Annotated in this window: 20 protein-coding genes; 11 read left to right on the top strand and 9 right to left on the bottom strand. The window is 64.0% G+C overall.

What is annotated here, in order from left to right; translation table 11 throughout:
- Positions 1–27 precede the first annotated feature (27 nt).
- Positions 28–1,095, bottom strand: coding sequence for a hypothetical protein (locus tag NG898_RS22010; RefSeq protein ID WP_252694424.1), 1,068 nt, complete (start codon positions 1,093–1,095; stop codon positions 28–30).
- A 342-nt stretch (positions 1,096–1,437) separates the two neighbouring features.
- On the opposite strand from NG898_RS22010, the gene NG898_RS22005 reads away from it, so the two are divergent.
- Positions 1,438–2,865, top strand: a complete 1,428-nt coding sequence (locus tag NG898_RS22005) for a nucleobase:cation symporter-2 family protein (protein WP_252694423.1) — start codon at positions 1,438–1,440, stop codon at positions 2,863–2,865.
- Positions 2,866–2,908: 43 nt separating this feature from the next.
- Here NG898_RS22005 and NG898_RS22000 read toward each other — a convergent pair whose 3' ends face one another.
- Both NG898_RS22000 and NG898_RS21995 read right to left on the bottom strand, forming a co-directional pair.
- Positions 2,909–3,991 carry an aldose epimerase family protein gene (locus tag NG898_RS22000; protein WP_252694422.1) on the bottom strand — a complete coding sequence of 361 codons (1,083 nt, stop codon included), beginning with the start codon at positions 3,989–3,991 and terminating at the stop codon, positions 2,909–2,911.
- A complete protein-coding gene (locus NG898_RS21995) occupies positions 3,988–5,211 on the bottom strand; it encodes a XylR family transcriptional regulator (protein WP_252694421.1) in 1,224 nt (407 codons plus the stop codon). The genes NG898_RS22000 and NG898_RS21995 overlap by 4 nt, the downstream gene beginning before the upstream one ends.
- Before the next feature lie 279 nt (positions 5,212–5,490).
- Here NG898_RS21995 and xylF point away from each other — a divergent pair, with 279 nt between their 5' ends.
- The 5 genes from xylF to NG898_RS21970 all read left to right on the top strand — a co-directional run bounded on the left by xylF (position 5,491) and on the right by NG898_RS21970 (position 11,058).
- Positions 5,491–6,522: a D-xylose ABC transporter substrate-binding protein gene (gene xylF, locus NG898_RS21990; RefSeq protein WP_252694420.1), complete on the top strand. Its 1,032-nt coding sequence runs from the start codon at positions 5,491–5,493 to the stop codon at positions 6,520–6,522.
- Between the two features lie 81 nt (positions 6,523–6,603).
- The gene (xylG, locus tag NG898_RS21985) at positions 6,604–8,163 is read left to right on the top strand and encodes a D-xylose ABC transporter ATP-binding protein (protein ID WP_252694419.1); all 1,560 of its coding nucleotides are present in this window, start codon (positions 6,604–6,606) and stop codon (positions 8,161–8,163) included.
- Positions 8,160–9,362 (top strand): sugar ABC transporter permease, encoded by a 1,203-nt coding sequence (locus tag NG898_RS21980; RefSeq protein WP_252694418.1) that lies wholly within the window; start codon positions 8,160–8,162, stop codon positions 9,360–9,362. Before xylG ends, NG898_RS21980 begins: the two co-directional genes overlap by 4 nt.
- Positions 9,363–9,409: 47 nt before the next feature.
- Positions 9,410–10,177 (top strand): D-xylose 1-dehydrogenase, encoded by a 768-nt coding sequence (xylB, locus tag NG898_RS21975; RefSeq protein WP_252694417.1) that lies wholly within the window; start codon positions 9,410–9,412, stop codon positions 10,175–10,177.
- On the top strand, positions 10,174–11,058 hold the full coding sequence (locus tag NG898_RS21970) for an SMP-30/gluconolactonase/LRE family protein (protein ID WP_252694416.1): 885 nt from the start codon (positions 10,174–10,176) through the stop codon (positions 11,056–11,058). The genes xylB and NG898_RS21970 overlap by 4 nt, the downstream gene beginning before the upstream one ends.
- Positions 11,059–11,066: 8 nt before the next feature.
- On the opposite strand, the gene NG898_RS21965 is transcribed toward NG898_RS21970, so the two are convergent.
- The gene (locus NG898_RS21965; protein ID WP_252694415.1) at positions 11,067–12,251 is read right to left on the bottom strand and encodes a fumarylacetoacetate hydrolase family protein; all 1,185 of its coding nucleotides are present in this window, start codon (positions 12,249–12,251) and stop codon (positions 11,067–11,069) included.
- A gap of 139 nt (positions 12,252–12,390) precedes the next feature.
- On the opposite strand from NG898_RS21965, the gene NG898_RS21960 reads away from it, so the two are divergent.
- Together NG898_RS21960 and NG898_RS21955 are read left to right on the top strand one after the other, a co-directional pair.
- Entirely contained in the window at positions 12,391–13,146 is a 756-nt protein-coding gene (locus NG898_RS21960) for an IclR family transcriptional regulator (RefSeq protein WP_252694770.1), read from the top strand.
- A gap of 84 nt (positions 13,147–13,230) precedes the next feature.
- Positions 13,231–14,247, top strand: a complete 1,017-nt coding sequence (locus tag NG898_RS21955) for a LacI family DNA-binding transcriptional regulator (protein ID WP_252694414.1) — start codon at positions 13,231–13,233, stop codon at positions 14,245–14,247.
- 21 nt (positions 14,248–14,268) lie between these two features.
- Here the strand turns inward: NG898_RS21955 and NG898_RS21950 are convergent, their stop codons facing one another.
- Positions 14,269–16,053 (bottom strand): IlvD/Edd family dehydratase, encoded by a 1,785-nt coding sequence (locus tag NG898_RS21950; protein ID WP_252694413.1) that lies wholly within the window; start codon positions 16,051–16,053, stop codon positions 14,269–14,271.
- Positions 16,054–16,405: 352 nt separating this feature from the next.
- Here NG898_RS21950 and NG898_RS21945 point away from each other — a divergent pair, with 352 nt between their 5' ends.
- The gene (locus NG898_RS21945; RefSeq protein ID WP_252694412.1) at positions 16,406–16,945 is read left to right on the top strand and encodes a hypothetical protein; all 540 of its coding nucleotides are present in this window, start codon (positions 16,406–16,408) and stop codon (positions 16,943–16,945) included.
- 9 nt (positions 16,946–16,954) lie between these two features.
- Here the strand turns inward: NG898_RS21945 and NG898_RS21940 are convergent, their stop codons facing one another.
- A complete protein-coding gene (locus NG898_RS21940; RefSeq protein ID WP_252694411.1) occupies positions 16,955–17,557 on the bottom strand; it encodes a helix-turn-helix domain-containing protein in 603 nt (200 codons plus the stop codon).
- A 147-nt stretch (positions 17,558–17,704) separates the two neighbouring features.
- Here NG898_RS21940 and NG898_RS21935 point away from each other — a divergent pair, with 147 nt between their 5' ends.
- Positions 17,705–18,538: an MBL fold metallo-hydrolase gene (locus NG898_RS21935; RefSeq protein WP_252694410.1), complete on the top strand. Its 834-nt coding sequence runs from the start codon at positions 17,705–17,707 to the stop codon at positions 18,536–18,538.
- 39 nt (positions 18,539–18,577) lie between these two features.
- Here the strand turns inward: NG898_RS21935 and NG898_RS21930 are convergent, their stop codons facing one another.
- Positions 18,578–19,237, bottom strand: a complete 660-nt coding sequence (locus NG898_RS21930) for a cysteine hydrolase family protein (protein WP_252694409.1) — start codon at positions 19,235–19,237, stop codon at positions 18,578–18,580.
- A gap of 134 nt (positions 19,238–19,371) precedes the next feature.
- On the opposite strand from NG898_RS21930, the gene NG898_RS21925 reads away from it, so the two are divergent.
- Positions 19,372–20,349: a GlxA family transcriptional regulator gene (locus NG898_RS21925; protein WP_252694408.1), complete on the top strand. Its 978-nt coding sequence runs from the start codon at positions 19,372–19,374 to the stop codon at positions 20,347–20,349.
- Between the two features lie 32 nt (positions 20,350–20,381).
- On the opposite strand, the gene NG898_RS21920 is transcribed toward NG898_RS21925, so the two are convergent.
- Positions 20,382–20,564: a glycine zipper 2TM domain-containing protein gene (locus NG898_RS21920; RefSeq protein WP_252694407.1), complete on the bottom strand. Its 183-nt coding sequence runs from the start codon at positions 20,562–20,564 to the stop codon at positions 20,382–20,384.
- Positions 20,565–20,636: 72 nt separating this feature from the next.
- Positions 20,637–21,197, bottom strand: coding sequence for a YggT family protein (locus tag NG898_RS21915; RefSeq protein WP_252694406.1), 561 nt, complete (start codon positions 21,195–21,197; stop codon positions 20,637–20,639).
- Between the last annotated feature and the right edge of the window lie 26 nt (positions 21,198–21,223).

Below are 21,223 nucleotides of genomic sequence, written 5' to 3'. Positions count from 1 at the left end.
CATAGCGCGCGGATTGTGCTTACTCAGTCAGCGCGACCACCGCAACGAAGGATCGCTGAGCAGCGCTTCCAGTCCACCGCTTGAATAAAGATCCGCTTGCAGCATCGCCTTGCCAGTGGTTGGGTCGATCACGTCTCCCAAGGCCTGCTGGACCGAGGTGACCGGATTCGATGGGTCCATCACGCTCTTGGGTGCCGACTCGACGTCATTGACGGCGGCCAGCGCGTTGTCATGCAGGCCCGCAAGATTCGGCGTATGCGTGATCGCCACATCGATCACGCCCTGCCGCTGCGCTTGCGTAGCGTCCCGCATGAGCGGCTCCAGTTGATTCAACTGGTTGAATCCCCAGGTCATGTGCTGCGTGGCCTGCGTTTGCAACGCACCGCCGAGGTTCTGCATGTTGCCGGCGGCGGCGCCATCCTGCTCGAGCGTTTGCCGGGTGTGCTTCAGCTCATCGAGGTCATGCGTCAGGTTGATCAGCGCGGCCTTCTTTTCCGGGGTGCCGGGCAGGTATTGCGCGACTGCCTGCATGTCCTGCCGGGTCTGGTCCAGCAGCGGTGCGACTGTGGTCTGTGCATAGCTGTCGGTGTCCATCACGGTGTAGGGGCTGCTGTTTTGTGCGCCGATGATGCTCCGCACGTCGTCTGCGCGCTGGGTCTCGACTTGAAAGTCGGCCAGGAAATCTGCTGGCCCGCCGTCCGCCATGTAGTTCCGGATCCTCGTCTTGGTGGCCTCACTGCCGCTGCCGGCCTCTGCGTTGACGACGTCCTGGAACTGCTGCGTCTGCGAGCGGACCTCGCGAAGTATGTCGGTGTCGAGCTTGCCGGCGCGCGCCTGGGCGACGAGGGTGCGGCACGCATCCTCTGCCGCGCTGACCTGCTGGCGCTCACGGTTGACCGCCTCCATGGCAGCACTGGCGCCTGGCTCGGATGTCTTCGTGGCGAGCAGGTTTGCGGTCGTGAGCACTTGCGATGGCCCGCCGTTCAGCGGATGCGAGGCGTTGAAGGTCCTCAGCGTGTTCAGCGCGGCCGTGGTTTCCGGCGCCGGCGCGTGCGCTTTCCAGTAGCCGATGCTGGCTCCGTCAATCATCGTCATGATGGGGCTCGTGAAGAAATAGACCGAGCCAGTCTAGCCACGCTCCTGCGCCAGCAGGCCTACGAACATTCCGAGGCTGCGCGGCCGGCTGCGTCTCCTGAACACCCCGTTTTCGTTGTTTGGGTTTGGTAGCGTCGGGTGATGTCTGAAGCGCACAAACGTTTCAGAACGCAAAATATGTACACAAAAAACGGTTGGAATTGTTGACATAAAAACGGTGTCCCTCCAAGATTCCGGCAAATACGCGGCATCACGCCGCATGAATGCCGGCGGATTGAATCCGCCACACCCGCCTAAAGCACGCTCCCGGCATTGACACGGGGCGGCCCCAGGAGACAGACAATGCGCCAATCCCCCGGCCAACCCTCGCCTTCTTCGTCGACAATCGCTCACGCCGCTGCCGATCCCGTCAACGAGTTTCTGCCGCTGCCCCGCCTGTTCGCGCTTGGCCTGCAGCACCTGTTGGTGATGTACGCAGGTGCGATTGCCGTGCCGCTGATTGTCGGCAATGCGCTTGGCCTGTCGAAGAGCGACCTGTCGTATCTCGTCAATTGCGACCTGTTTGCGGCTGGGATTGGCACGCTCATCCAATCGCTCGGTTTCCTGATTTTCGGGATCCGCCTGCCGGTGATGATGGGTGTCACGTTTGCCGCGGTTGCACCCATGATTGCCATTGGCGTGGAGCCCGGCATGGGGCTGCCCGGCATCTTCGGGGCGTCCATCGTTTCAGGTGTGTTCGGCATTGCCATCGCGCCGGTCATGGGGCGGCTGCTGGGCCTGTTCCCGCGCGTGGTGACGGGCACGGTCATCATGCTGATCGGTTTTTCGCTGCTGAGCGTAGGCATCAACTGGGCCGCGGGCGGTCAGCAGATGATTCCGCAGGTGGTGGACGGCGTGCGCCACATGGTGCCGAACCCGGCGTTTGGCGATCCGTTCGGCCTGGCCATTGCAGCGCTGGTGTTGGTGACGATTCTGCTGCTGACCAAGTTCGGCAACGCACTGCTGTGCAATATCGCGGTGCTGCTGGGCATCGTGACGGGCACGCTTGTCGCGGCTGCGTTCGGCAAGGTGTCGCTGGCGGATGCGAGCGCGGCGCCGCTGATGACGCTGGTGACACCGTTCCACTTCGGCATGCCGAAATTCGAGCTATCGGCCATCATCTCGATGTGCATCGTGATCGTGATCACGCTGGTGGAATCAACCGGCATGTTCCTCGCGCTGGCGCACGTGGTGGGCAAGCCGATCTCGCGCAACGAGTTGACCAACGGGCTGCGTGCCGACGGTCTGGCGACGGTCGTGGCTGGCGTGTTCAACACGTTCCCGCATACGTCGTTCTCGCAGAACATCGGGCTGGTGTCGATCACGGGCGTGCGTTCACGCTATGTGGCGGCCGCCGGCGGGGTGCTGCTGATCGTGCTGGGGCTGTTTCCTAAGCTGTCTTACGTGGTGGCGTCTGTGCCGCAATACGTGCTGGGCGGTGCGGGCATCGTGATGTTCGGCATGGTGGCCGCTGCCGGCATCCGCATGCTGGGCATGGTCGATTTCCAGCAGCAGCGCCACAACCTGCTGATCATCGCGGTGTCGGTCGGCTTTGGCATGATGCCGACGCTGGCGCCGGCGTTCTTCCACCACTTTCCGGACTGGACGCACCCGATCACCCACAGCGGCATCGTGATGGGCACGCTGGTGGCCGTGGTGCTCAACGCATGGTTCAACGGCATTCGCGGCTCGCACGAAGTCATGCACGGCGCGGCCGCAGCCGCGCATTGAACATCCAAGCCGCGCGCCTGAAAAGCGGATCAGGTTTCGGGGCTCAGGCCTCTTCAGCAACCGACACGCGGTATGCGGTGTGCTGGCGGTAGACCTGGCCCGGGCGGAACATGACCGTTTCCGCATCGGGCATGTTGACCTGGTTCGGGAACGCGCTCGCTTCCAGGCATAAGCCGCTGCGTAGCGCGTGCGTGCCCCCCAGCTTGTGCCCCGAGTAGAACTGAAGCCCGCGCTGATCGGTGAGCACCGTCAATTCGCGGCCGCTGCCCGGGTCATACAGCCGCGCGACGGGGCGCACATGCGGGCGGCCCTCCGGCGCCGTGTTGCGCAGCACGAAGCAGTGATCGAACCCGCCGGCTTGCGCGAGTTGTGCGTTGGGCCAATCCAGCCGTACCCCGATGGGCGCCCCCTGGCGGAAATCGAATGCCGTGCCCGCGACGCTGGCTGTCCGCGTCGGGATCAGCTTGGCATCGACTTCCAGAAAGGCGTCGGCATCGATCGACAGGATGTGGCCTTTGATGTCGGTGCCGGGCTTGCCGCTCAGGTTGAAATACCCATGGCTTGTCAGGTTGATCGGCGTGGGCGCATCGGTCCGCGCTTCGTAGTCGATCGACAGCATGCCATCGTCGTCGAGCGCATAGCGAACCTGGACGGCGACATTGCCCGGAAATCCCGCATCGCCTTCCGGGGACGTGAGCCGCAGGACCAATGCACCGGCCTCATCCTCAGCCTCCCATAGCGCCCGATGAAACCCGCTCGCCCCGCCGTGGAGCAGATTGCCACCCTCATTGCGGTCGAGCGCGTAGTCGATGCCGTCGAGCGTAAATCGCGCGCCGGCAATCCGGTTGGCCCAGCGTCCGATCAAGCCGCCCAGATAGCCCGGCGATTCCAGGTAGGCGGCAGGCGTCGCGTGGTTGAGAAGAATCTCGCCCAGGCGCCCGCCGCGGTCAGGCGCCTGCCAGGAGACGAGCGTCGCCCCCAGATCGCTGATGGAGACGCGCATGCCCGAGGCATTGCGCAGCGTGAACAGCTGAACCGGCTCGCCGTCCGGCAAGTGCCCCCACGTTGCCGACGAGATGGCGCCGTCGAGCGGCGCGTGTGCGGACAGCGCTGGCGCGATGCTCATGATTGGCCCTCTGTGATGGTGCGTTCCTGGTATTCGCGTGGCGTGCAATCCAGCTCACGGCGAAATACGGCGTGCATGTATTGCGCAGAGGTAAAACCGCAGCGCACCGCCACCTCGGCGGTTGCGACATCACGGCTGGCCAGCATGTGCTTGGCAGCGTCGAGCTTATGGCGAAGGATTTCCTGGTGCACGGTGCAATTCAATTCACGACGAAAGTGTTCTTCGAGCGATGACCGCGAGATACCGACGTAGTCCGCGACCTGCTCGGTCTTGATTCCCTGGCAGGCGTACTGCCGGATGAAGTGGCGTGCGCGCATGACATACGGGCTGGAAAGCGGCTGGTGCCGGGACGACGCCAGCACATTGATGCCAACCGGCGGCACGAGAATCTGCCGGCCTGCCAGGCGGGCACCGCCCAGCATCTGATGCAACAGATGCGCAGCGGTGCGACCCATTTCCACGGTGCCCTGAATGACCGACGACAACGGGATGCGGCTCAAGGTGCGTGTGAGCGGATCGTTGTCGATGCCGATGATGGCGACTTCCTCCGGCACGGCCAACCCTGCCGTCATGCATGCCTGCAGCAGGTGCCGGGCCCGTGCGTCGGTGACGGCAATGACGCCGATGGGCTTGGGCAACGCACGCAGCCATTCAATCAATTGACCGATCGCCTGATGCCAGGTCGGCGCGCTGGTCGAGAGGCCCCGGTAGATCTCCTGCTCAATCTGGGCGCTGGGATTGTCCTGCCGGCGCAAGCGGGTAAAGGCCAGTTCGCGCTGCTGTGCCCAGCGGTTCTCCGGGGCCTGAGGCAGGCTGTACAACGCAAAGTGCTGCAGGCCGGCTTCGATCAGGTGGCGGTATGCCAGAGAGACCAGCTTGCCGTTGTCCGTTGCGACATACGGCTCCTTTGCCGGGTATTGCGCCGCATCTTCATACGATGAGCCGACGGCCACGACCGGCAGCGGGCAACCGCACAGCGCCTCAGCGACAGCCGGGTCGTCGAAATCCGCAATGATGCCGTCGCCATCAAAGCGCTCGATGCCGGGGAGCCGGCAGCGGAAATCCTCCTCGAGAAACAGGTCCCACGTCACGCGCGTGGAGCGCATGTAGTCGCCAATGCCCGCGATGATTTCGCGGTCATACACCTTGTTGGCATTGAACAGCAGCGCAATGCGATGAATGCGCGCGTGCTGCGATGGATCGGACGGTTGACGGTGCATGGTGGCTCGGGCCGCTCGCGGTGGCAGGGGTTGCCAAACGGCTGCAGCGCTGGGGCGTGCTGCGCGCTTGCACATTCTATTGGCTACATGGGGCGCTGTCAGACGATCGCAGCGGGGTGGCAAGAAATGTTAGGGCGGTTGGGCAATTTCGTAATTGCCCGTGCTGGGCGGCCGCATCACCATGCGATGGCCGTCGAGCCGGGCGAGATCACTATTGCGGCGCACCACGCGCACCGTCGGCCTAAGGGTATCCACCAACAATAGAAGATGGAGTGAGACATGAAATCGAACCAACGCCGTAGTGTTCTGAGGGCCGCCTTTTGCGGCGCAATGCTCGCCAGCCTGTCGATCGCGGCGCCCCTGGCGCATGCCAGCAAGGCGCATCCGGAGATTGGCTTTTGTATTGACGACCTGCGCGTGGAGCGCTGGTCGCGCGACCGCGATTACTTTGTCGCCGCTGCAGAAAAACTGGGTGCCAAAGTGTCGGTGCAATCGGCGGACGCCAGCGAGCAACGTCAGATCTCCCAGATCGAGAACCTGATCTCGCGCGGTGTCGACGTGATCGTCATCGTGCCGTTCAACTCCAAGGCGCTGACCAATGTGGTGGCGGAAGCCAAGAAGGCCGGCATCAAAGTGGTGTCGTATGACCGCCTGATTCTCGATGCCGACGTCGATGCCTATATCTCCTTCGACAACGAGAAGGTGGGTGAACTGCAAGCGCAGGGCGTGTTCAACGTGCGCCCGAAGGGCAACTACTTCCTGCTGGGCGGCGCGCCGACGGACAACAACGCGAAGATGCTGCGGCAGGGTCAGCTGAAGGTGCTGCAACCTGCCATCGACCGCGGCGACATCAAGGTCGTCGGCTCGCAATGGGTGCCCGAGTGGAGCGCGTCTGCTGCGCTGGGTATTGTTGAAAACGCGCTGACCGCGAACAACAACAAGATCGATGCCGTGGTTGCGTCCAACGACGGCACGGCAGGTGGCGCGATCCAGGCACTGGCTGCGCAGAAGCTCGCCGGCAAAGTGCCGGTGTCGGGGCAGGATGCAGACCTTGCTGCCGTCAAGCGCGTGATTGCGGGCACGCAGACGATGACGGTCTACAAGCCGCTCAAGCTGATTGCCACTGAAGCCGCGCAGCTTTCCGTGGCACTCGCCAAGGGTGATAAGCCCAAGTACAACGCACAGTACGACAACGGCAAGAAGAAGGTCGACACGGTGTTGCTGCAACCCACCCAACTCACGAAGGACAACGTCAACCTGGTGGTGAAAGACGGCTTCTACACGCAGGCTCAGATCGGCGGCGGCCAATAAGGTCGCGCAGCCAGGGCCACTTTGTGCCGGCGACGAGCCAACGCTTTGTCGCCGGCCGCGTTCGTACCTCAAGGACGAGGCATGTCTGAACCTCTGTTGCAGATGCGCGGCATCGTCAAGACGTTTGACGGTGTGAAGGCGCTCGACGGTATCAACCTGGTCGTGAGGCCAGGCGAGTGTGTGGGCCTGTGCGGCGAGAACGGCGCCGGAAAATCGACGCTCATGAAGGTGCTTTCGGGTGTGTACCCGAGCGGCACCTGGGATGGCGAAATCCTGTGGGAGGGGCAGCCGCTCCGCGCGAGCGGTATTCGCGACACCGAGCGGGCGGGCATCGTCATCATCCACCAGGAACTGATGCTGGTGCCGGAGTTGTCGGTGGCTGAGAACATCTATCTCGGCAACGAGATCACGCTGCCTGGCGGCCGCATGAACTACGCGGCCATGTACCAGGGCGCGGACAAGCTGCTGCGCGACCTGAACATCCAGGGCATCAACGTGGCGTTGCCCGTGATGCACTACGGCGGCGGCCATCAGCAATTGATTGAGATCGCCAAGGCGCTCAACAAGCGCGCCAAGCTGCTGATTCTGGACGAGCCATCGTCGTCGCTTACGGCGGCTGAAACGCGCATCCTGCTCGATATCGTGCGTGATCTGAAGGCGCGCGGCATTGCGTGTGTCTATATCTCGCACAAGCTCGACGAGGTGGAAGCAGTGTGCGATACGGTCACCGTCATCCGCGACGGCCGCCATGTGTCGACCGCGCCGATGCAAGACCTGACCACCGACCGCATCATCGCCCAGATGGTCGGGCGCGAGATCACGCAACTGTTCCCGCGCGAACCTCATCCCATCGGGGAGGTTGTTTTCGAGGCGCGCAATGTGACGTGCTACGACGCGAACAACCCGACTCGCAAGCGGGTCGACGATGTGTCTTTCTCGGTGCGCCGGGGCGAAATTCTTGGCGTGGCCGGCCTGGTCGGCGCAGGGCGCACCGAGCTGATGCAGGCGGTTTTTGGCGCGTACGAAGGCGCCAGCGAGGTGGCGCTCGTACTGGACGGAAAACCGTTGAAAGTCCGGGCGCCGCTTGACGCCATTCGTGCGGGCATTGCGATGGTGCCGGAAGACCGCAAACGTCACGGCATCGTCTCGCTGATGAGCGTCGGGCACAACATCACACTTGCCGTCCTCCAGCGTTTTTCGCGTCTCGGGCGCATCGATGGCGCGGCCGAACTCGACACGATCCGCAAGGAGATGCGGCGGCTTGCCGTGCGGGCAGCGCATCCAATGCTGCCGATTGCCAGCTTGTCGGGCGGCAATCAGCAAAAGGCCGTCCTCACGCGAATGCTGCTCACCGAGCCGCGCGTTCTGATTCTGGACGAGCCGACGCGCGGCGTGGATGTCGGCGCCAAGTATGAAATCTACAAGCTCATCGGTGACCTGGCCAAACGCGGCATGGCCATCATCGTCATTTCATCGGAGCTGCCCGAAGTGCTCGGTATTTCGGATCGCGTGCTGGTGATCGGCGAGGGCGAGCTGCGTGGCGATTTCGTGAACGATGGGCTGACGCAGGAACACATTCTGACCGCAGCCATTCAACCGGTGCGGCACGCATCCACTTTTCATCAGGTAGGCCACGCATGACTTCTCAGACGAGCCCACAAGCCGCCGGCGGGGTGGACCCTTCGCGTCGCACGCTCAAGGCAACCCAGCGCCTGAGGCAACTCTTCGCACGCTACAAGATCCTGGCGTTGCTGATCGCCGTGGCCGCGATCTGGCTGTTCTTTTCAATGCTGACCGACGGCGCGTTTACGTCGCCTCGCAATCTCTCCAATCTGCTGCGGCAGATGTCCATTACGGGGATGCTGGCCTGCGGGATGGTGTTCGTCATCATCGCGGGCGAGATCGATCTCTCCGTCGGTTCGCTGTTGGGCTTGCTTGGCGGCGTAGCTGCCATCCTGGATCAAGGGCTGGGTTGGCCAATTGTGGCGACGGTGCCTGTGGTGCTGCTGCTCGGCGTGGCCATGGGGCTGTTCAACGGATGGTGGTCGACCTACCGGGGCGTTCCGTCCTTCATCGTTGGCCTTGGCGGCATGCTCGCGTATCGCGGCATTCTGCTCGGCCTCACACATGGCTCGACGATTGCGCCGGTGTCGGACAGCTTCGTGCTGATCGGCCAGGGCTATCTGCCGCGCCGGGTGGGTGACCTCATGGCAGTGCTGATCTTCTGCCTGTTGATCTTCGTGGTAATCCGGCAGCGGCGTGAGCACCGCCGCTATGAGCTCGACGTCGCACCGTTCTGGCAAGACGTCGCCAAGTTGATTGCGGCGGGCGCGGTCATTGTTGCGTTTGTCGCCACGCTCAACAGCTATGGCGGCATCCCGGTGCCGGTTCTCCTCGTTCTGGCACTGCTGGGTATTTTTTCGTGGATCGCCAGCCAGACGGTATTCGGGCGCCGCATCTATTCCGTGGGTTCAAACCTGGAGGCCACGCGCCTGTCGGGCATCAACACCGATCGCGTGAAGCTGGCCATCTTCGGGCTCATGGGCCTGATGTGCGCGTTTGCCGGCATCGTCAATACGGCGCGGCTCGCTGCGGGCTCGCCGTCCGCCGGAACCATGGGCGAGCTGGATGCCATCGCGGCCTGCTTTATCGGCGGCACGTCAATGCGTGGCGGCGCGGGCACGGTCTACGGTGCGCTGGTCGGCGCGCTCGTCATGGCCAGCCTCGACAACGGCATGTCCATGCTCGACGTCGACGCGTACTGGCAGATGATCGTCAAGGGCGGCATCCTCGTTCTTGCCGTCTGGGTGGATGTCATCTCGCGCTCCGGCCGTCGCTGAACCAGCGCTGCGGGCTTTATCTCTTTTTGCTGTAACTGGAATCTCCTATGTCTTATGCGATTTATCCGAGCCTTGTTAACAAAAACGTTGTGATTACCGGTGGCGGTAGCGGCATTGGCGCTGCCATCGTCGAAGGCTTTGCCAAACAGGGGGCGCGCGTTACGTTTCTGGATATTGCGCGTGCGGACGCAGAAGCGCTGGCGGCGTCGCTGGTCGAATGCGTGCATCCGCCAGTCTTCCGCTACTGCGACCTGCGCGACATCGATGCGCTGAACACCACGTTCTCGGACATTGAGGCCGACACCGGCCCCATCGAAGTCTTGATCAACAACGCTGCGAACGATGACCGCCATCAGATCGGAACGGTGACGCAAGCTTATTGGGACAACCGCATCGAGGTGAACCTGCGCCATCAGTTCTTCTGCGCGCAAGCCGTGCTGCCCAGCATGAAGAAGCTGGGACGCGGTGTGATCCTGAACCTCGGTTCCATCTCGTGGCATCTTGCCCAGCCGGACCTCGCCATCTACATGACGGCCAAGGCCGGCATTGAAGGCCTGACTCGCGGCTTGGCGCGCGACCTTGGCGGATTCGGCATTCGCGTCAATTGCATCGTGCCAGGCGCGGTCCGAACGCCGCGGCAGATGGCACTTTGGCAATCGCCCGAGAGCGAAGCCAAGCTGCTGGCCGAGCAATGCCTGCATGAGCGTGTCGAGCCGGAACACGTAGCCCGCATGGCGTTGTTTCTTGCGTCAGACGATGCCGCGCGTTGTACGGCGCGTGAGTACTTTGTCGATGCCGGGTGGTACGGCGGATGACGGCACCGATCATTCCGGAATGCGTCTGGCGCGTCGGCGCAACGCTTGGGGAAGGCGCGGTGTGGCATGCGGCGTCGCGCTGCGTGGTCTTTGTCGATATCAAAGGCAGACGGCTCTACCGATATGACCCCGATACCGCCGTGCGCCGCAGCTGGGTCGCGCCCGGCCAGATCGGCTTTGCGCTGCCCAGCGTTGACGGCGATTGGATCTGCGGCGTGCAAGGCGGCCTCTACCGGTTTGCGTTTGCAACGGGCACCTTCAGCCGGGTGTTGCCGGTCGAGACCGATCGGCCGGGAAACCGCTTGAACGATGGTTATGTCGACCGCACCGGGGCGCTGTGGTTTGGCTCGATGGACGATGGGGAGTCCGAGCCCAGCGGGCAGCTCTACCGCGTCGGTCTGGATGGCCGGCTGAGCGTGCGCGATTCAGGCTACGTGATCACGAATGGCCCGACCGCGAGCCCCGACGGCCGCACGCTGTATCACACCGATACCTTGCAGCGTGCGGTCTATGCCTTCGACCTTGGTGACGACGGCAGCCTGGAACGCAAGCGCGTCTTCACCTCGATTGAGGGCACCGGCTACCCGGATGGCATGGCCGTCGACGAGGAAGGGTGCGTGTGGGTCGCGCTGTTCGGCGGAGGACGGATCGAGCGGTTCTCGCCCGACGGCCGATGCATCGGGCGCGTCGACTTCCCGTGTTCCAACATCACCAAGCTCGCATTTGGCGGCGATGACCTGCAGACGGTCTACGCGACCACCGCCCGAAAGGGCCTGACGGAAGAGGCGTTGCAGCAGCAGCCCCTTGCCGGCGGATTGTTCACGTTCCGCGCGCCGGTCAAGGGACTGCCTTCCACGGACTGTGCCGTGGCGTTTTCTTAGGCGACAGGTCAGCCCTGACGGACAAGCCCGCGTGCCGCCAGGTTGCGATACAGGGCACGGACACCGAATGTCCACGGCGCGATCTCCGTCGACAGGCGCACCGTGTTGACGAGCGCGCCGAGCGCAGGCGCGCTGATCGTCACGCGGTCGCCGAGGTGGTGCGTAAAGCCGGCGCCAGGTGCGTCGCGGTCTTTGATCGGCGAGAACATCGTGCCGAGGAACAGCATGAAGCCGTCCGGGTATTGATGATGCGGCCCGCAGGTCTGGGCGACGAGATCGAGCGGGTCGCGGCTGATCTCGCTCATGTGGCTCACGCCGTCGAGCATGAAGCCGTCGTCGGCGCCCTCAACACGCAGCGATACCTGCGTCGCGCGAATCGTGTCGATCGTGAAGTGCTCGTCAAACAGGCGCACAAACGGGCCGATGGCGCAGGAGCCGTTGTTGTCTTTGCATTTGCCCAGCAGCAATGCGGAGCGCCCCTCGATGTCGCGCAGATTCACGTCGTTGCCCAGCGCTGCCCCGACGACATGCCCCGTGCTGCTGACCGCAAGCACGATCTCCGGCTCCGGGTTGTTCCAGTGCGAGGCCGGATGCAGGCCCACGTCGGCGCCGAACCCGACTGCCGACATCGGCTGCGATTTGGAGAACACTTCCGCATCGGGGCCGATGCCGACTTCCATGTATTGCGACCATGCGCCCCGGCGCTGCAGTTCCTCCTTGAGCCGCATGGCAGCATCGGAGCCGGGTTTGATCTTGGAGAGGTCCGAGCCCACCACACCCACAATCGATTCGCGCACGTCGCGGGCCTTGGCCGGATCGCCGCCCGCCTGTTCTTCGATCACGCGCTCGATCAGGCTGACCGCGAACGTCACACCGCAGGCCTTGATTGCCTGGAGGTCGTTCGGCGCAAGCAGGGTCGGCGCGTTGTCCTCACGATTGGCAGCCAGGGAGCGTTCGATAAGCGCTTCGACGCGGCCCAGGTTTTCCCCCGGTGCCTGCCGGGCCACGGCCAGTGCGTCAGGATGCTCGAACAGATCTGCCACCGTTGGCACGGCTTCCGTGATGTCGAACACGACACCGTTGCGCACCACCACGACAGATGGCCCCGCGCCGTTGCCGGTCGTACGCCAGACCCGACCAACGAGCGTTGACTGCTCCAGATCGTGCGGCAAATAGTTGTCGATGGTGGTCATGTGCACTCCGTAAATTGGACACCCTTGTTGCCAAGGAACCCGCGTGATCGTAGAGATGGCGGTTCGGGGTGTCCAACACGGTGACGCAATTTCCAACCTGTTGGACAATCGAGCCAATCACGAGTGGAGCAGCTTTCCAGTGAAGACAGATTACGAGGTGCCAGCACTCAAGCGCATACATGACGTGCTGGAAATACTCTGCGCGGCGACGTCTCCCGTGCGACCAGCCGCGTTGGCGCAGGCGACGGGCATGTCCAGAAGCACGCTGTACCTGCTGCTGGAGTCTCTGGAAAAGCGCCGCTGGATCGAGAAGCGGGCCGATGGCTATCTGATCGGCCTGGCCCTGTTTGAGCTGGGTAACGCCTATTTCCGCCACGACAGCTTGTTGGCCGCGTTCCGGCGCGAATCCGCCGCCTTCGTGGCCACACACAACGAAGTCGTCCAGCTTGCCGTGCTCGACGGCACGGAAGTCGTGTACATCGCGCGGGAAGACGCGCCGCGGCCAGTCCGCCTGGTCTCGGATGTCGGCCTGCGCCTGCCGGCGCATTGCTGCGCGCTGGGCAAGGCGCTTCTCGCCAGCCTGGATGACGAAGCGGTGTGCGCGCTTCTGCCTGCCCGTCTGGCCGCCATGACGGAGCGCACGACCACGCGCCGGGCCGATCTCCTCCACGAGCTTGAGAGCATTCGCGTGCGGGGGCTGGCGACGGAGCGTGAGGAGGTGGTGGCGGGGCTGGCCTGCTTCGCGGCGTTCGTCGGCGTCACGCCGCTGGGAAAGCACGTTGCCGTGAGTTCCAGCGTGCCCATCAGCCGGCTGGACGCGCGCAGGGAAAAGCGTCTCGTTGTTGGTGTTGCGGGGATGGCGGACCGCATCGGCCGCGCGCTGACGCAGGCGTAGCGCCCGGCTGCATCACGGCCGGTTCCGCTATGATCGCCACTCCTCTTTCTCTTTCCTCTTCCCCTTGCGCGTAGGCGTTTCCCAATGACCACCGGCACCACACCCCCTCGCATGGCCGATGTTGCGCGCGCGGCCGGCGTGTCCAAGATGACGGTATCGCGGGTGCTGGCAGGCGGTAGCGTGTCGCCCGAGACCCGCGCGCGCGTGCAGCAGGCGATCGACGCACTCGGCTACGTCGCTACGGCCGCGGCGGGGATGCTGTCGAGCGGCCGGTCGGAATTCGTCGCCGCCTTGGTGCCGTCGCTGGCCAGTTCCAACTTTGCCGACACCGTCCGCGGGCTGACGGATGCGCTTGCGCCACATGGCCTGCAATTGCTGCTGGGTGACACCGATTACCACCTCGACCAGGAAGAGGCGCTGGTGAAGTCGCTGCTGCGCCATCAGCCGCGCGGCATCGCATTGACAGGGCGCCACCACAGTGCAGGCACGCGTGCGTTGCTGGAGCGCGCCGGCATCCCCATTGTCGAGATGTGGGATCTGCCCGAGCGCCCGATCGATAGGGCGGTTGGGTTCTCGAACGCCAAGGCCTCGCTCGCGATGCTGCGCCACCTGCACGCGCGGGGCTACAGGCGCATCGGTTTTCTGTGCGGCGCAAGCGAGCTGGACCGGCGCGGCACGGACCGCATGCGCGGATACGTGAGCGGAATCAAAGCGCTCGGCCTGGGCGAGCCGCGTGTGATCCGCCTGGGCGATTCGCCCATCACCATGAGCCACGGCGGGCCCGCCATGGCCGCCTTGCTGGAAGCCTGGCCGGACACCGATGCCGTGATGTGCGTGAGCGACATGTCCGCATTCGGCGCCATCATGGAGTGCCACCGGCGCGGCCTCTCCGTGCCCGGCGACATCGCTGTTGCGGGCTTCGGCAACTTTGAAGTCGCGTGGTGTTGCCACCCGACCATCACGACGATTTCCGTGGATGCCTATGGCATCGGCCTGCGCACGGGCGAGGTCTTGCTCGATGCGCTCGGCGTAGGCGAGGCCACGGGTGCGCCCAAGCTCTCGCGCATCGACTTCAGCGTTGTCGAACGCGAGAGCGCATAGCGGGCTGCCTCATGCGCAGCGTCAATGCGAGTGCCGTGGATTGCCGCGCGTCTCGATGACGTTCAGATACAGCGTTGCCGGCTCCAGGCATCCGCCCGTCGAAAGCTGCCCGACGAACTTCCGGTAGATTTCCTGCCAAGGCGTTTGCGACTGCGGCACGCTGAACGTTGCGGTTTCACGGCGGCGTTCAAGCTCTTCCGCGTCGACCAATACATCGACCTTGCGCGCGTTGAGGTCCACACGGATGCGATCGCCCGTGCGCAGTAGCGCGAGGCCGCCACCGGCAGCCGCCTCCGGAGACATGTTCAGAATGGACGGGCTCGCGGAGGTGCCGCTCTGCCGGCCATCGCCCATGCACGGCAGCGATTCGATCCCTTGCTTGACCAGCGCCGCCGGCGGCGCCATGTTGACGACCTCCGCGCTGCCCGGATAGCCGACCGTTCCACAGCCACGGATGACGAGGATGCAGCGCTCGTCAATGGCGAGGGCCGGATCGTTGATGCGGGCGTGATAGTCCTCTGGGCCATCGAAGACAATCGCGCGCGTCTCGAAGACGTTTTCCGCGCCGGGTTCACTCAGGTAGGTTTGCCGAAACGCCTCGCCCACCACCGACATCTTCATGATGGCGCTGTCAAAGAAATTGCCCGACAGTACGATGAACCCTGCGCGATGCTTGAGCGGTGCGTCCACGGGAAAGATCACATCGCTGTCTGCGGCGGGGGCGGCATCGGCAATTGCGCCGATCGTACGGCCCGATACGGTGGGGCAATCGCGCCGCAGCAATCCGCCCGCGTCGAGCTGGCGCAACACGGCCGGCACGCCGCCCGAGCGGTGAAAGCTCTCGCCCAGGTATTCGCCGGCCGGCATGCAGTTCACCAGCAGCGGGACCGATTCTCCGTGGCGCTGCCAGTCTTCGAGGCTCAGTTCCAGGCCCATGTGGCGCGCGATCGCGATGAGATGTGGCGGGCAGTTGGTTGACGCACCAAGCGCCGAAGCCACCATGATGGCGTTCTCGAACGCCGCGCGCGTCATGATCGTCGAAGGGCGGATGTCTTCACGCACGAGGTCGACGATGCGCTTGCCGGTGGCATAGGCCATCTGCCCGCGCTCGCGATATGCCGCCGGAATGCTGGCGCACCCGGGCAGCGACATGCCCAGCGCCTCGGCCAGGCTGTTCATCGAAAGCGCGGTGCCCATCGTGTTGCAGTGGCCGATCGACGGCGACGACGCGGTGGTCAGCTCCATGAAGCCTTCGTAGTCGATGTCGCCGGCAGCCAGCCGGTTGCGCGCATGCCAAATGACGGTGCCGGAGCCGACCCGTTTGCCATCGTGCCAGCCGTCCAGCATCGGCCCGCCAGACAGGACGATGGCCGGCAGGTCGACCGTGGCGGCGGCCATCAGGCAGGCGGGCGTGGTCTTGTCGCAGCCGGTCGTCAGCACAACGCCGTCAAGCGGGAAGCCGTGCAGGATCTCGACCAGACCGAGGTAGGCGAGATTGCGGTCGAGCGCGGCGGTCGGGCGGCGGCTTTGCTCGGCCAGCGGGTGAACGGGAAATTCCATCGGGATGCCGCCCGCGTCGCGTATACCGGCCTTCACACGCTGTGCCAGCTCAAGGTGGTGCCGGTTGCACGGCGCGAGGTCGCTACCCGTTTGTGCAATGCCGATGATCGGCCGGCCCGACTGCAGCTCTTCGCGCGTCAGGCCGTAGTTCATGAAGCGTTCGACATAGAGGGCAGTCATGTCTGCGTGGTTCGGGTCATCGAACCAAAGCTGGCTGCGCAGTCTGCGTGGAGGTTGGGCGGGCATGGTGTCTCGGTTGTTATGTGGAGCAGGGTTCCCTCTGCGGGGAATCGGCGTGGTGGTTATCGACGGTTTGCGCGTCAATGTTGTTACCGATAACAACGCATGGTAGAGGTGGAAGCGGATGCAGGCAAGAGCGGGCTCCCGAAGCAGTGTCGGGCCACGCTCAGGCGTGCCGTCTCAATGATGCGTGCGCGTTGTCAGCCCCACTTCGGGGGAGGGTGTCTGGATTTGCCGACATCCATCTGAGTGCAAGCGTTTGCCGTTTGCCGCCGAAGAAAAACCGCCCCGGTTTCACGATTCTGCAAACAACCCGCCCTATGTTGTGCCGATCTTCGGGGGAGGATAGGGGGCTGCCATGCAGGGGTTATCTGCACGATTCGAAAAGACAGACGCAGGGCGGCGGGAAATCGCCACGCGCAGCGGCGTGCTCAGCCGCTCAAGCCGCGCGTTGCTCATCATGGTGGACGGGCAAGTCACGGGCGAGGACCTTGCCGTACGTGCCGGCCAGCTCGGCCTGGAGGCACAGGCCGTGTTCGAGCTGATGCAGGCTGGGTTCATTCAGAGCGCAACCGATGTTGCCGGCGAGCCAGTTTTCGTTCAGGTGGCCGAGCCGCAGCCCGAGGCACCCGAGGCGCGTGCCCCCGCCCCACCAGCGCGCAAGCGTTCGCTGGCGGCGGCGCGCATGTATCTGATGGACATTGCGGCACGCACGTTCAGCTCGGCCGAGCATCCGGTCCGCCAGCGCCTGGTCCAGGCCACCGACCGCGCCTCCGTGGAAAGCGCGTTCGATGCGTTGCTGGCGGCGCTGCGCGAAGCCACATCGGCGTCGATGGTGGAGCAGGTGGAAGTGTCGTTTCGCGGGTTTTTGCCGGCCGAAGAAAGTGTGGCCGGCTAAGAGTCTTGCTTACGCGCGGCGCGACACGACCATGAAGTACCCGCAGGGCTCCGCCGTTTGATTGGCAAATCCGTGCTCCACGTTCGCCTCAAAGAACAGCGAGTCGCCGGGTCCCAGGTATTCCTTGGTGTTTTTGAACTCCACGACTAGGTTGCCGATGGTTACCACGATCTGCTTTTCTGCCCCCGCAGGGTAGCCGGGCAGTATCCCGGTTGAGACGCCGGGCGGAAGGTAGTGATAGAGGAGTTCGACGCGCCCCCCGCCCGTTGCTGGTGACACGATGTGCCGCTCAAAGCCGGTTTCAGGGTCACGAAAGATGGGACGCTCAGCCCTGCGCATCCGCACCACCGCGCCCTCTGATGCACCGCCCCCGGCCAGCTCCGTCAGAGAGGTTTGCAATCCGTGGGCGATTTTGGCGGCAATCCCGATGGTCGGGCTTTTTTCGCCGCGCTCCACTTTGGACAGCATCGCCCGGCTCACGCCAGAGCGTTGGGAAACCTGTTCCAGCGTCAGCCCTGCAGCATCACGCAGCTTGCGCACGCGCGCACCAAAGGCGCGCGAGGACGCCTCGTCATCATCTTGCTGCCTCACGTCTTCATCCTGCTTTGCCAACACGCCTCCTTTGCCTTACCGACGCAAACTCGCCAGGCTGACATTATGTCCACGATGGAAGAACGTCCAAGCCGAAATGCCGTTTTTTCTTGGAGAAATCTTCTATAGAAGATAAATTTCTCCGGAATAACGAAATGGAGGCGAAGCATGGGCAGCATGAAACTGATTTCGCAAGGCCAGCGCTACGCTGACTTTGAATTCGGCGATGTCCGGGTCGTCGCGCTGCGCGATGGCTACATCGACGTGCCGACGACACGGCTGTGCCAGGCATCCGGCGAGCCCCTCGACACGATGCCTGCCGACGTTCCCGTCGTGAACGGCCAACTGCGGTTGTCAGTCAACGCGTTCCTGGTCGTCCACAAGGGCACGTCAGTGCTGATTGATACCGGCGCATCGAACGCACTCGACGATTCGATGGGCGGCCTCCTGAGCGGATTGCAGGAATGCGGCATCGACAGAAACACCATCACTCAGGTAGCGGTCACGCACACGCATGAAGACCATGTGCACGGGCTCATTGCTCCGGATGGTTCGGAGGCATTTCCCAAGGCGGAACGCATCCTGATCCCGAAGGAAGAGGTATCGGAAATCACCGGGCGGCTCGCGCCATTGCGCGATCGTGTGGCACCGGTTGACGATGGGCTGATCGTCAGCGACCGGATCACCGCCGTGCGGGCCGCAGGGCATTCGCAAGGGCACACCGTCTATGAAGTCAGAAGCAGTGCCGGGCACCTCCTGGTGTGGGGCGACATTATTCACGTACCGTCCATTCAATTCGGGCGTCCTGAACTGACCTGGGAGCTTGATGACAGCCAGCCCAAGGCACGTGCTACGCGCAAGGCGATCTTGGAAAGAACAGCGCGCCCGGACTACTACGTCGCGGGCGCGCATCTCGACTTTCCCGGTATTGGCCGGGTGATGAGGCGCGGTGAAGATTTCACCTTCCAACCCGTTGAATCTCGCGCGACGGGCCGTGATTAAAACATCGGACCAGCCCGCGCTGGGCCTGCGCGTGCAGCATCACGCTGCCTGCTGTGCCACTTCGTCCTTGAGCAGCCCGCGCGCCCGCTGATTCGACTTGTAGATGTTGTCGCGCACCGGCACCGCGCCGGTCTTCAGGCTGTGCACCCATTCCTGGGTCGACATCACCGCCGCGAAGCGCGATTGCAGCACCACGCTGAACACGCGGTGGATCTCTTCCGCACTCGCAAAGCCAGCCTGGTTTTGATACGGCACCGCGCCCGACGCGTCGTGCAGGAACTCCACCGCCGTGCCGTTGTGCAGAGCGTGGTTGATGGTCGACGCGTCGCAGTTGTGCGTCATGTAGCCGACCACCGTGAGCGTATCGATGCCGCGTGCTTCCAGCCATTGCGCCAGGTCCGTCTCCGGATAGGCGCTGGGCAGAAGCTTGCGCAGATAGTGATCATGCGGGCGCGACGCCACGACGGGGTGCAGTTGCCAACCGTCGGTGTCAATGGCAAACAGCGGCGAGCTGGCCGGCGAGGTCTGCTGCACGACGATCACCGGAATGCCGGCCTCGTGCGCCGCGTCCATGGCAGCACCAACGTTGGCAACGGTCTGCTGCGGGTCCGGATACTCGATCGGCAGGCCGCCGGTGAAGTATTCGTTCTGCACATCGATGACGATCAGGGCGCGCTTCGGGGCATTGTTCGTGGTCATGGCTGACTCCTCAAGGTCGGTTGGATCGGGCATTTGCGTGAGCCCGTGGACAGCATCTTCGCGAATGTCTATCCTTCCCGACAGTGGCCCGGAAGACGTTTATCGAAAGAATCGGGCCAAAGCGTGGAGCCCGTATGCAAACGCAGCAGCCTCAGGAAATCGCCGTTCTTGCCTTCAACGACATCAGCCCGTTTCACCTGTCTGTGCCGTGTCTTGTGTTTGAAGACCGCATCTGGGCGGGGCTGCCGTCTTACAACCTGCGAATCTGTGCCGGCGAGCTGCCCAGGAAAGGCGGTCTGCGCACCACGGCGGGGTTTGCCGTACAGACCGATCTCACACTCGAAGACGCCGCCCGCGCTGACGTGCTGATCGTGCCGTCATGGCGCGATACGCAAGAGCGGCCGCCGGCGCCCATGGTGAATGCGGTACGGGACGCCTACGCGCGCGGTGCCACGGTGGTCGGGCTGTGCCTGGGGGCGTTTGTGCTGGCTGAAGCTGGCGTGCTCGACGGCCATGAGGCGACCACGCACTGGAGCGCCGTCGAAGCGTTCTCACAGCGCTACCCGCGTGTGAAGCTGGTGCCAGATGTGCTGTATCTGGACGCTGCCGACGGCCGGCTGGTGACATCCGCAGGCACCGCGGCCGGGCTGGATTGCTGCCTGCACCTGGTGCGCCGCTGGCATGGCGCGGAGGTCGCCAACCGCATTGCACGGCGGCTGGTGGTCGCGCCGCACCGGCAGGGCGGTCAGGCGCAATACATCGAGCAACCGCTACACGATGCGCCGGGCGGCGATCGCCTGTCGGACCTGTTGAACTGGACGGTGGCCAATCTGGCGGAGCCGCATTCCCTCGACTCGCTGGCCGAGCGCGCGGCCATGAGCCGGCGCAATTTCACGCGGCGCTTCCGTGAGTTGACGGGCACCACCGTCGGTCAATGGTTGCTGGGGCAGCGTCTGGCCTATGCGCAGCGCCTGCTGGAGACCACGCGTCAGCCGGTCGAAGCGATCGCGCAACTGGCGGGATTCGGCAGCGCGGTATCGCTGCGGCAACATTTCAGCCGGACGTATCACACGTCGCCCAGCGCCTATCGCACGTTGTTTGCGCAAGCCTGAAAAAAAAAGCGGCTGATGAGCCGCTGTGTTGGTTACTTGCTCAGCTCGTGCCCGATGACGGCGCCTGCTGCGGCACCCCCGATCGTCCCGGCCGTGCTATGCGTCAGTTCGTGGCCGGCCACACCGCCTGCCACTGCACCGCCTGCCGTACACGCCGCGAGCGTGGGAGCCAGCACGGCAATTGCGCAGACCAGCGCTGTTTTCCATGCGTTCATGATGTCCTCCTGAGTGGCCGGCCAGATGCAGCGGCCGGCATATCCCTCAGTCGAGCAAGGCGCGTGCCGCGCTCACATGAACAAGGGTGAGAGCGACAGATGCGACAGCGCGATCACGATCACCTGTGCAATCACCAGCAGGATCAGCGGAGACAGATCGAGCCGGCCGCCAAGCGGGGGCACCACGCGGCGGATCGGCCGCAACAGCGGGTCGACCAGCGTGTTGAGCACGGCGCCCATCGGCGATGCCGGCCCCATCCACGACAGGACGGCCGACGCAATGGTTACCCACACCAGCACGTTGAACGCCCACTTGAGCACCGTGAAGAGCGCGGCCACAAAGCCCATCGGCACAAGCGCCATCGGGCTCAGCCCCACCGACGCGAGCAGCAGGAACAGATACACGAGCGCCGTGGCATAGGCGGCCACCAGCGACGACCAATCGATATAGCCCGTGGCCGGAATCACCCGGCGCAGCGGGTGCACCAGCCAGCCGGTCAGCTGGAAGATGGCCTGCGACAGCGGATTGCGCGGTGACAGCCGCACCGCTTGCGTCCAGGCGCGCAGCAGCAGCGCCGCGCCAAAGAGCGAGAAGATCGTGTCGAGCAGAAAACGCGTGATATCGCCGAACATGCGTCCGGTTCTCCTATGGTCGGGTC

This window comes from Ralstonia mojiangensis (genome assembly GCF_023955645.1).
Lineage (GTDB): Bacteria > Pseudomonadota > Gammaproteobacteria > Burkholderiales > Burkholderiaceae > Ralstonia > Ralstonia mojiangensis.
The sequence above is the reverse complement of the archived record's forward strand: the minus strand, read 5'-3'. Positions and strand labels throughout refer to the sequence as shown.

Bases quoted from the DNA above. Each gene is read 5' to 3' on its own strand.
- NG898_RS22010 (WP_252694424.1), bottom strand. From the start codon at position 1,095: ATGACGATGATTGACGGAGCCAGCATCGGCTACTGGAAAGCGCACGCG.
- NG898_RS22005 (WP_252694423.1), top strand. From the start codon at position 1,438: ATGCGCCAATCCCCCGGCCAACCCTCGCCTTCTTCGTCGACAATCGCT.
- NG898_RS22000 (WP_252694422.1), bottom strand. From the start codon at position 3,991: ATGAGCATCGCGCCAGCGCTGTCCGCACACGCGCCGCTCGACGGCGCC.
- NG898_RS21995 (WP_252694421.1), bottom strand. From the start codon at position 5,211: ATGCACCGTCAACCGTCCGATCCATCGCAGCACGCGCGCATTCATCGC.
- xylF (WP_252694420.1), top strand. From the start codon at position 5,491: ATGAAATCGAACCAACGCCGTAGTGTTCTGAGGGCCGCCTTTTGCGGC.
- xylG (WP_252694419.1), top strand. From the start codon at position 6,604: ATGTCTGAACCTCTGTTGCAGATGCGCGGCATCGTCAAGACGTTTGAC.
- NG898_RS21980 (WP_252694418.1), top strand. From the start codon at position 8,160: ATGACTTCTCAGACGAGCCCACAAGCCGCCGGCGGGGTGGACCCTTCG.
- xylB (WP_252694417.1), top strand. From the start codon at position 9,410: ATGTCTTATGCGATTTATCCGAGCCTTGTTAACAAAAACGTTGTGATT.
- NG898_RS21970 (WP_252694416.1), top strand. From the start codon at position 10,174: ATGACGGCACCGATCATTCCGGAATGCGTCTGGCGCGTCGGCGCAACG.
- NG898_RS21965 (WP_252694415.1), bottom strand. From the start codon at position 12,251: ATGACCACCATCGACAACTATTTGCCGCACGATCTGGAGCAGTCAACG.
- NG898_RS21955 (WP_252694414.1), top strand. From the start codon at position 13,231: ATGACCACCGGCACCACACCCCCTCGCATGGCCGATGTTGCGCGCGCG.
- NG898_RS21950 (WP_252694413.1), bottom strand. From the start codon at position 16,053: ATGCCCGCCCAACCTCCACGCAGACTGCGCAGCCAGCTTTGGTTCGAT.
- NG898_RS21945 (WP_252694412.1), top strand. From the start codon at position 16,406: ATGCAGGGGTTATCTGCACGATTCGAAAAGACAGACGCAGGGCGGCGG.
- NG898_RS21935 (WP_252694410.1), top strand. From the start codon at position 17,705: ATGGGCAGCATGAAACTGATTTCGCAAGGCCAGCGCTACGCTGACTTT.
- NG898_RS21930 (WP_252694409.1), bottom strand. From the start codon at position 19,237: ATGACCACGAACAATGCCCCGAAGCGCGCCCTGATCGTCATCGATGTG.
- NG898_RS21925 (WP_252694408.1), top strand. From the start codon at position 19,372: ATGCAAACGCAGCAGCCTCAGGAAATCGCCGTTCTTGCCTTCAACGAC.
- NG898_RS21920 (WP_252694407.1), bottom strand. From the start codon at position 20,564: ATGAACGCATGGAAAACAGCGCTGGTCTGCGCAATTGCCGTGCTGGCT.
- NG898_RS21915 (WP_252694406.1), bottom strand. From the start codon at position 21,197: ATGTTCGGCGATATCACGCGTTTTCTGCTCGACACGATCTTCTCGCTC.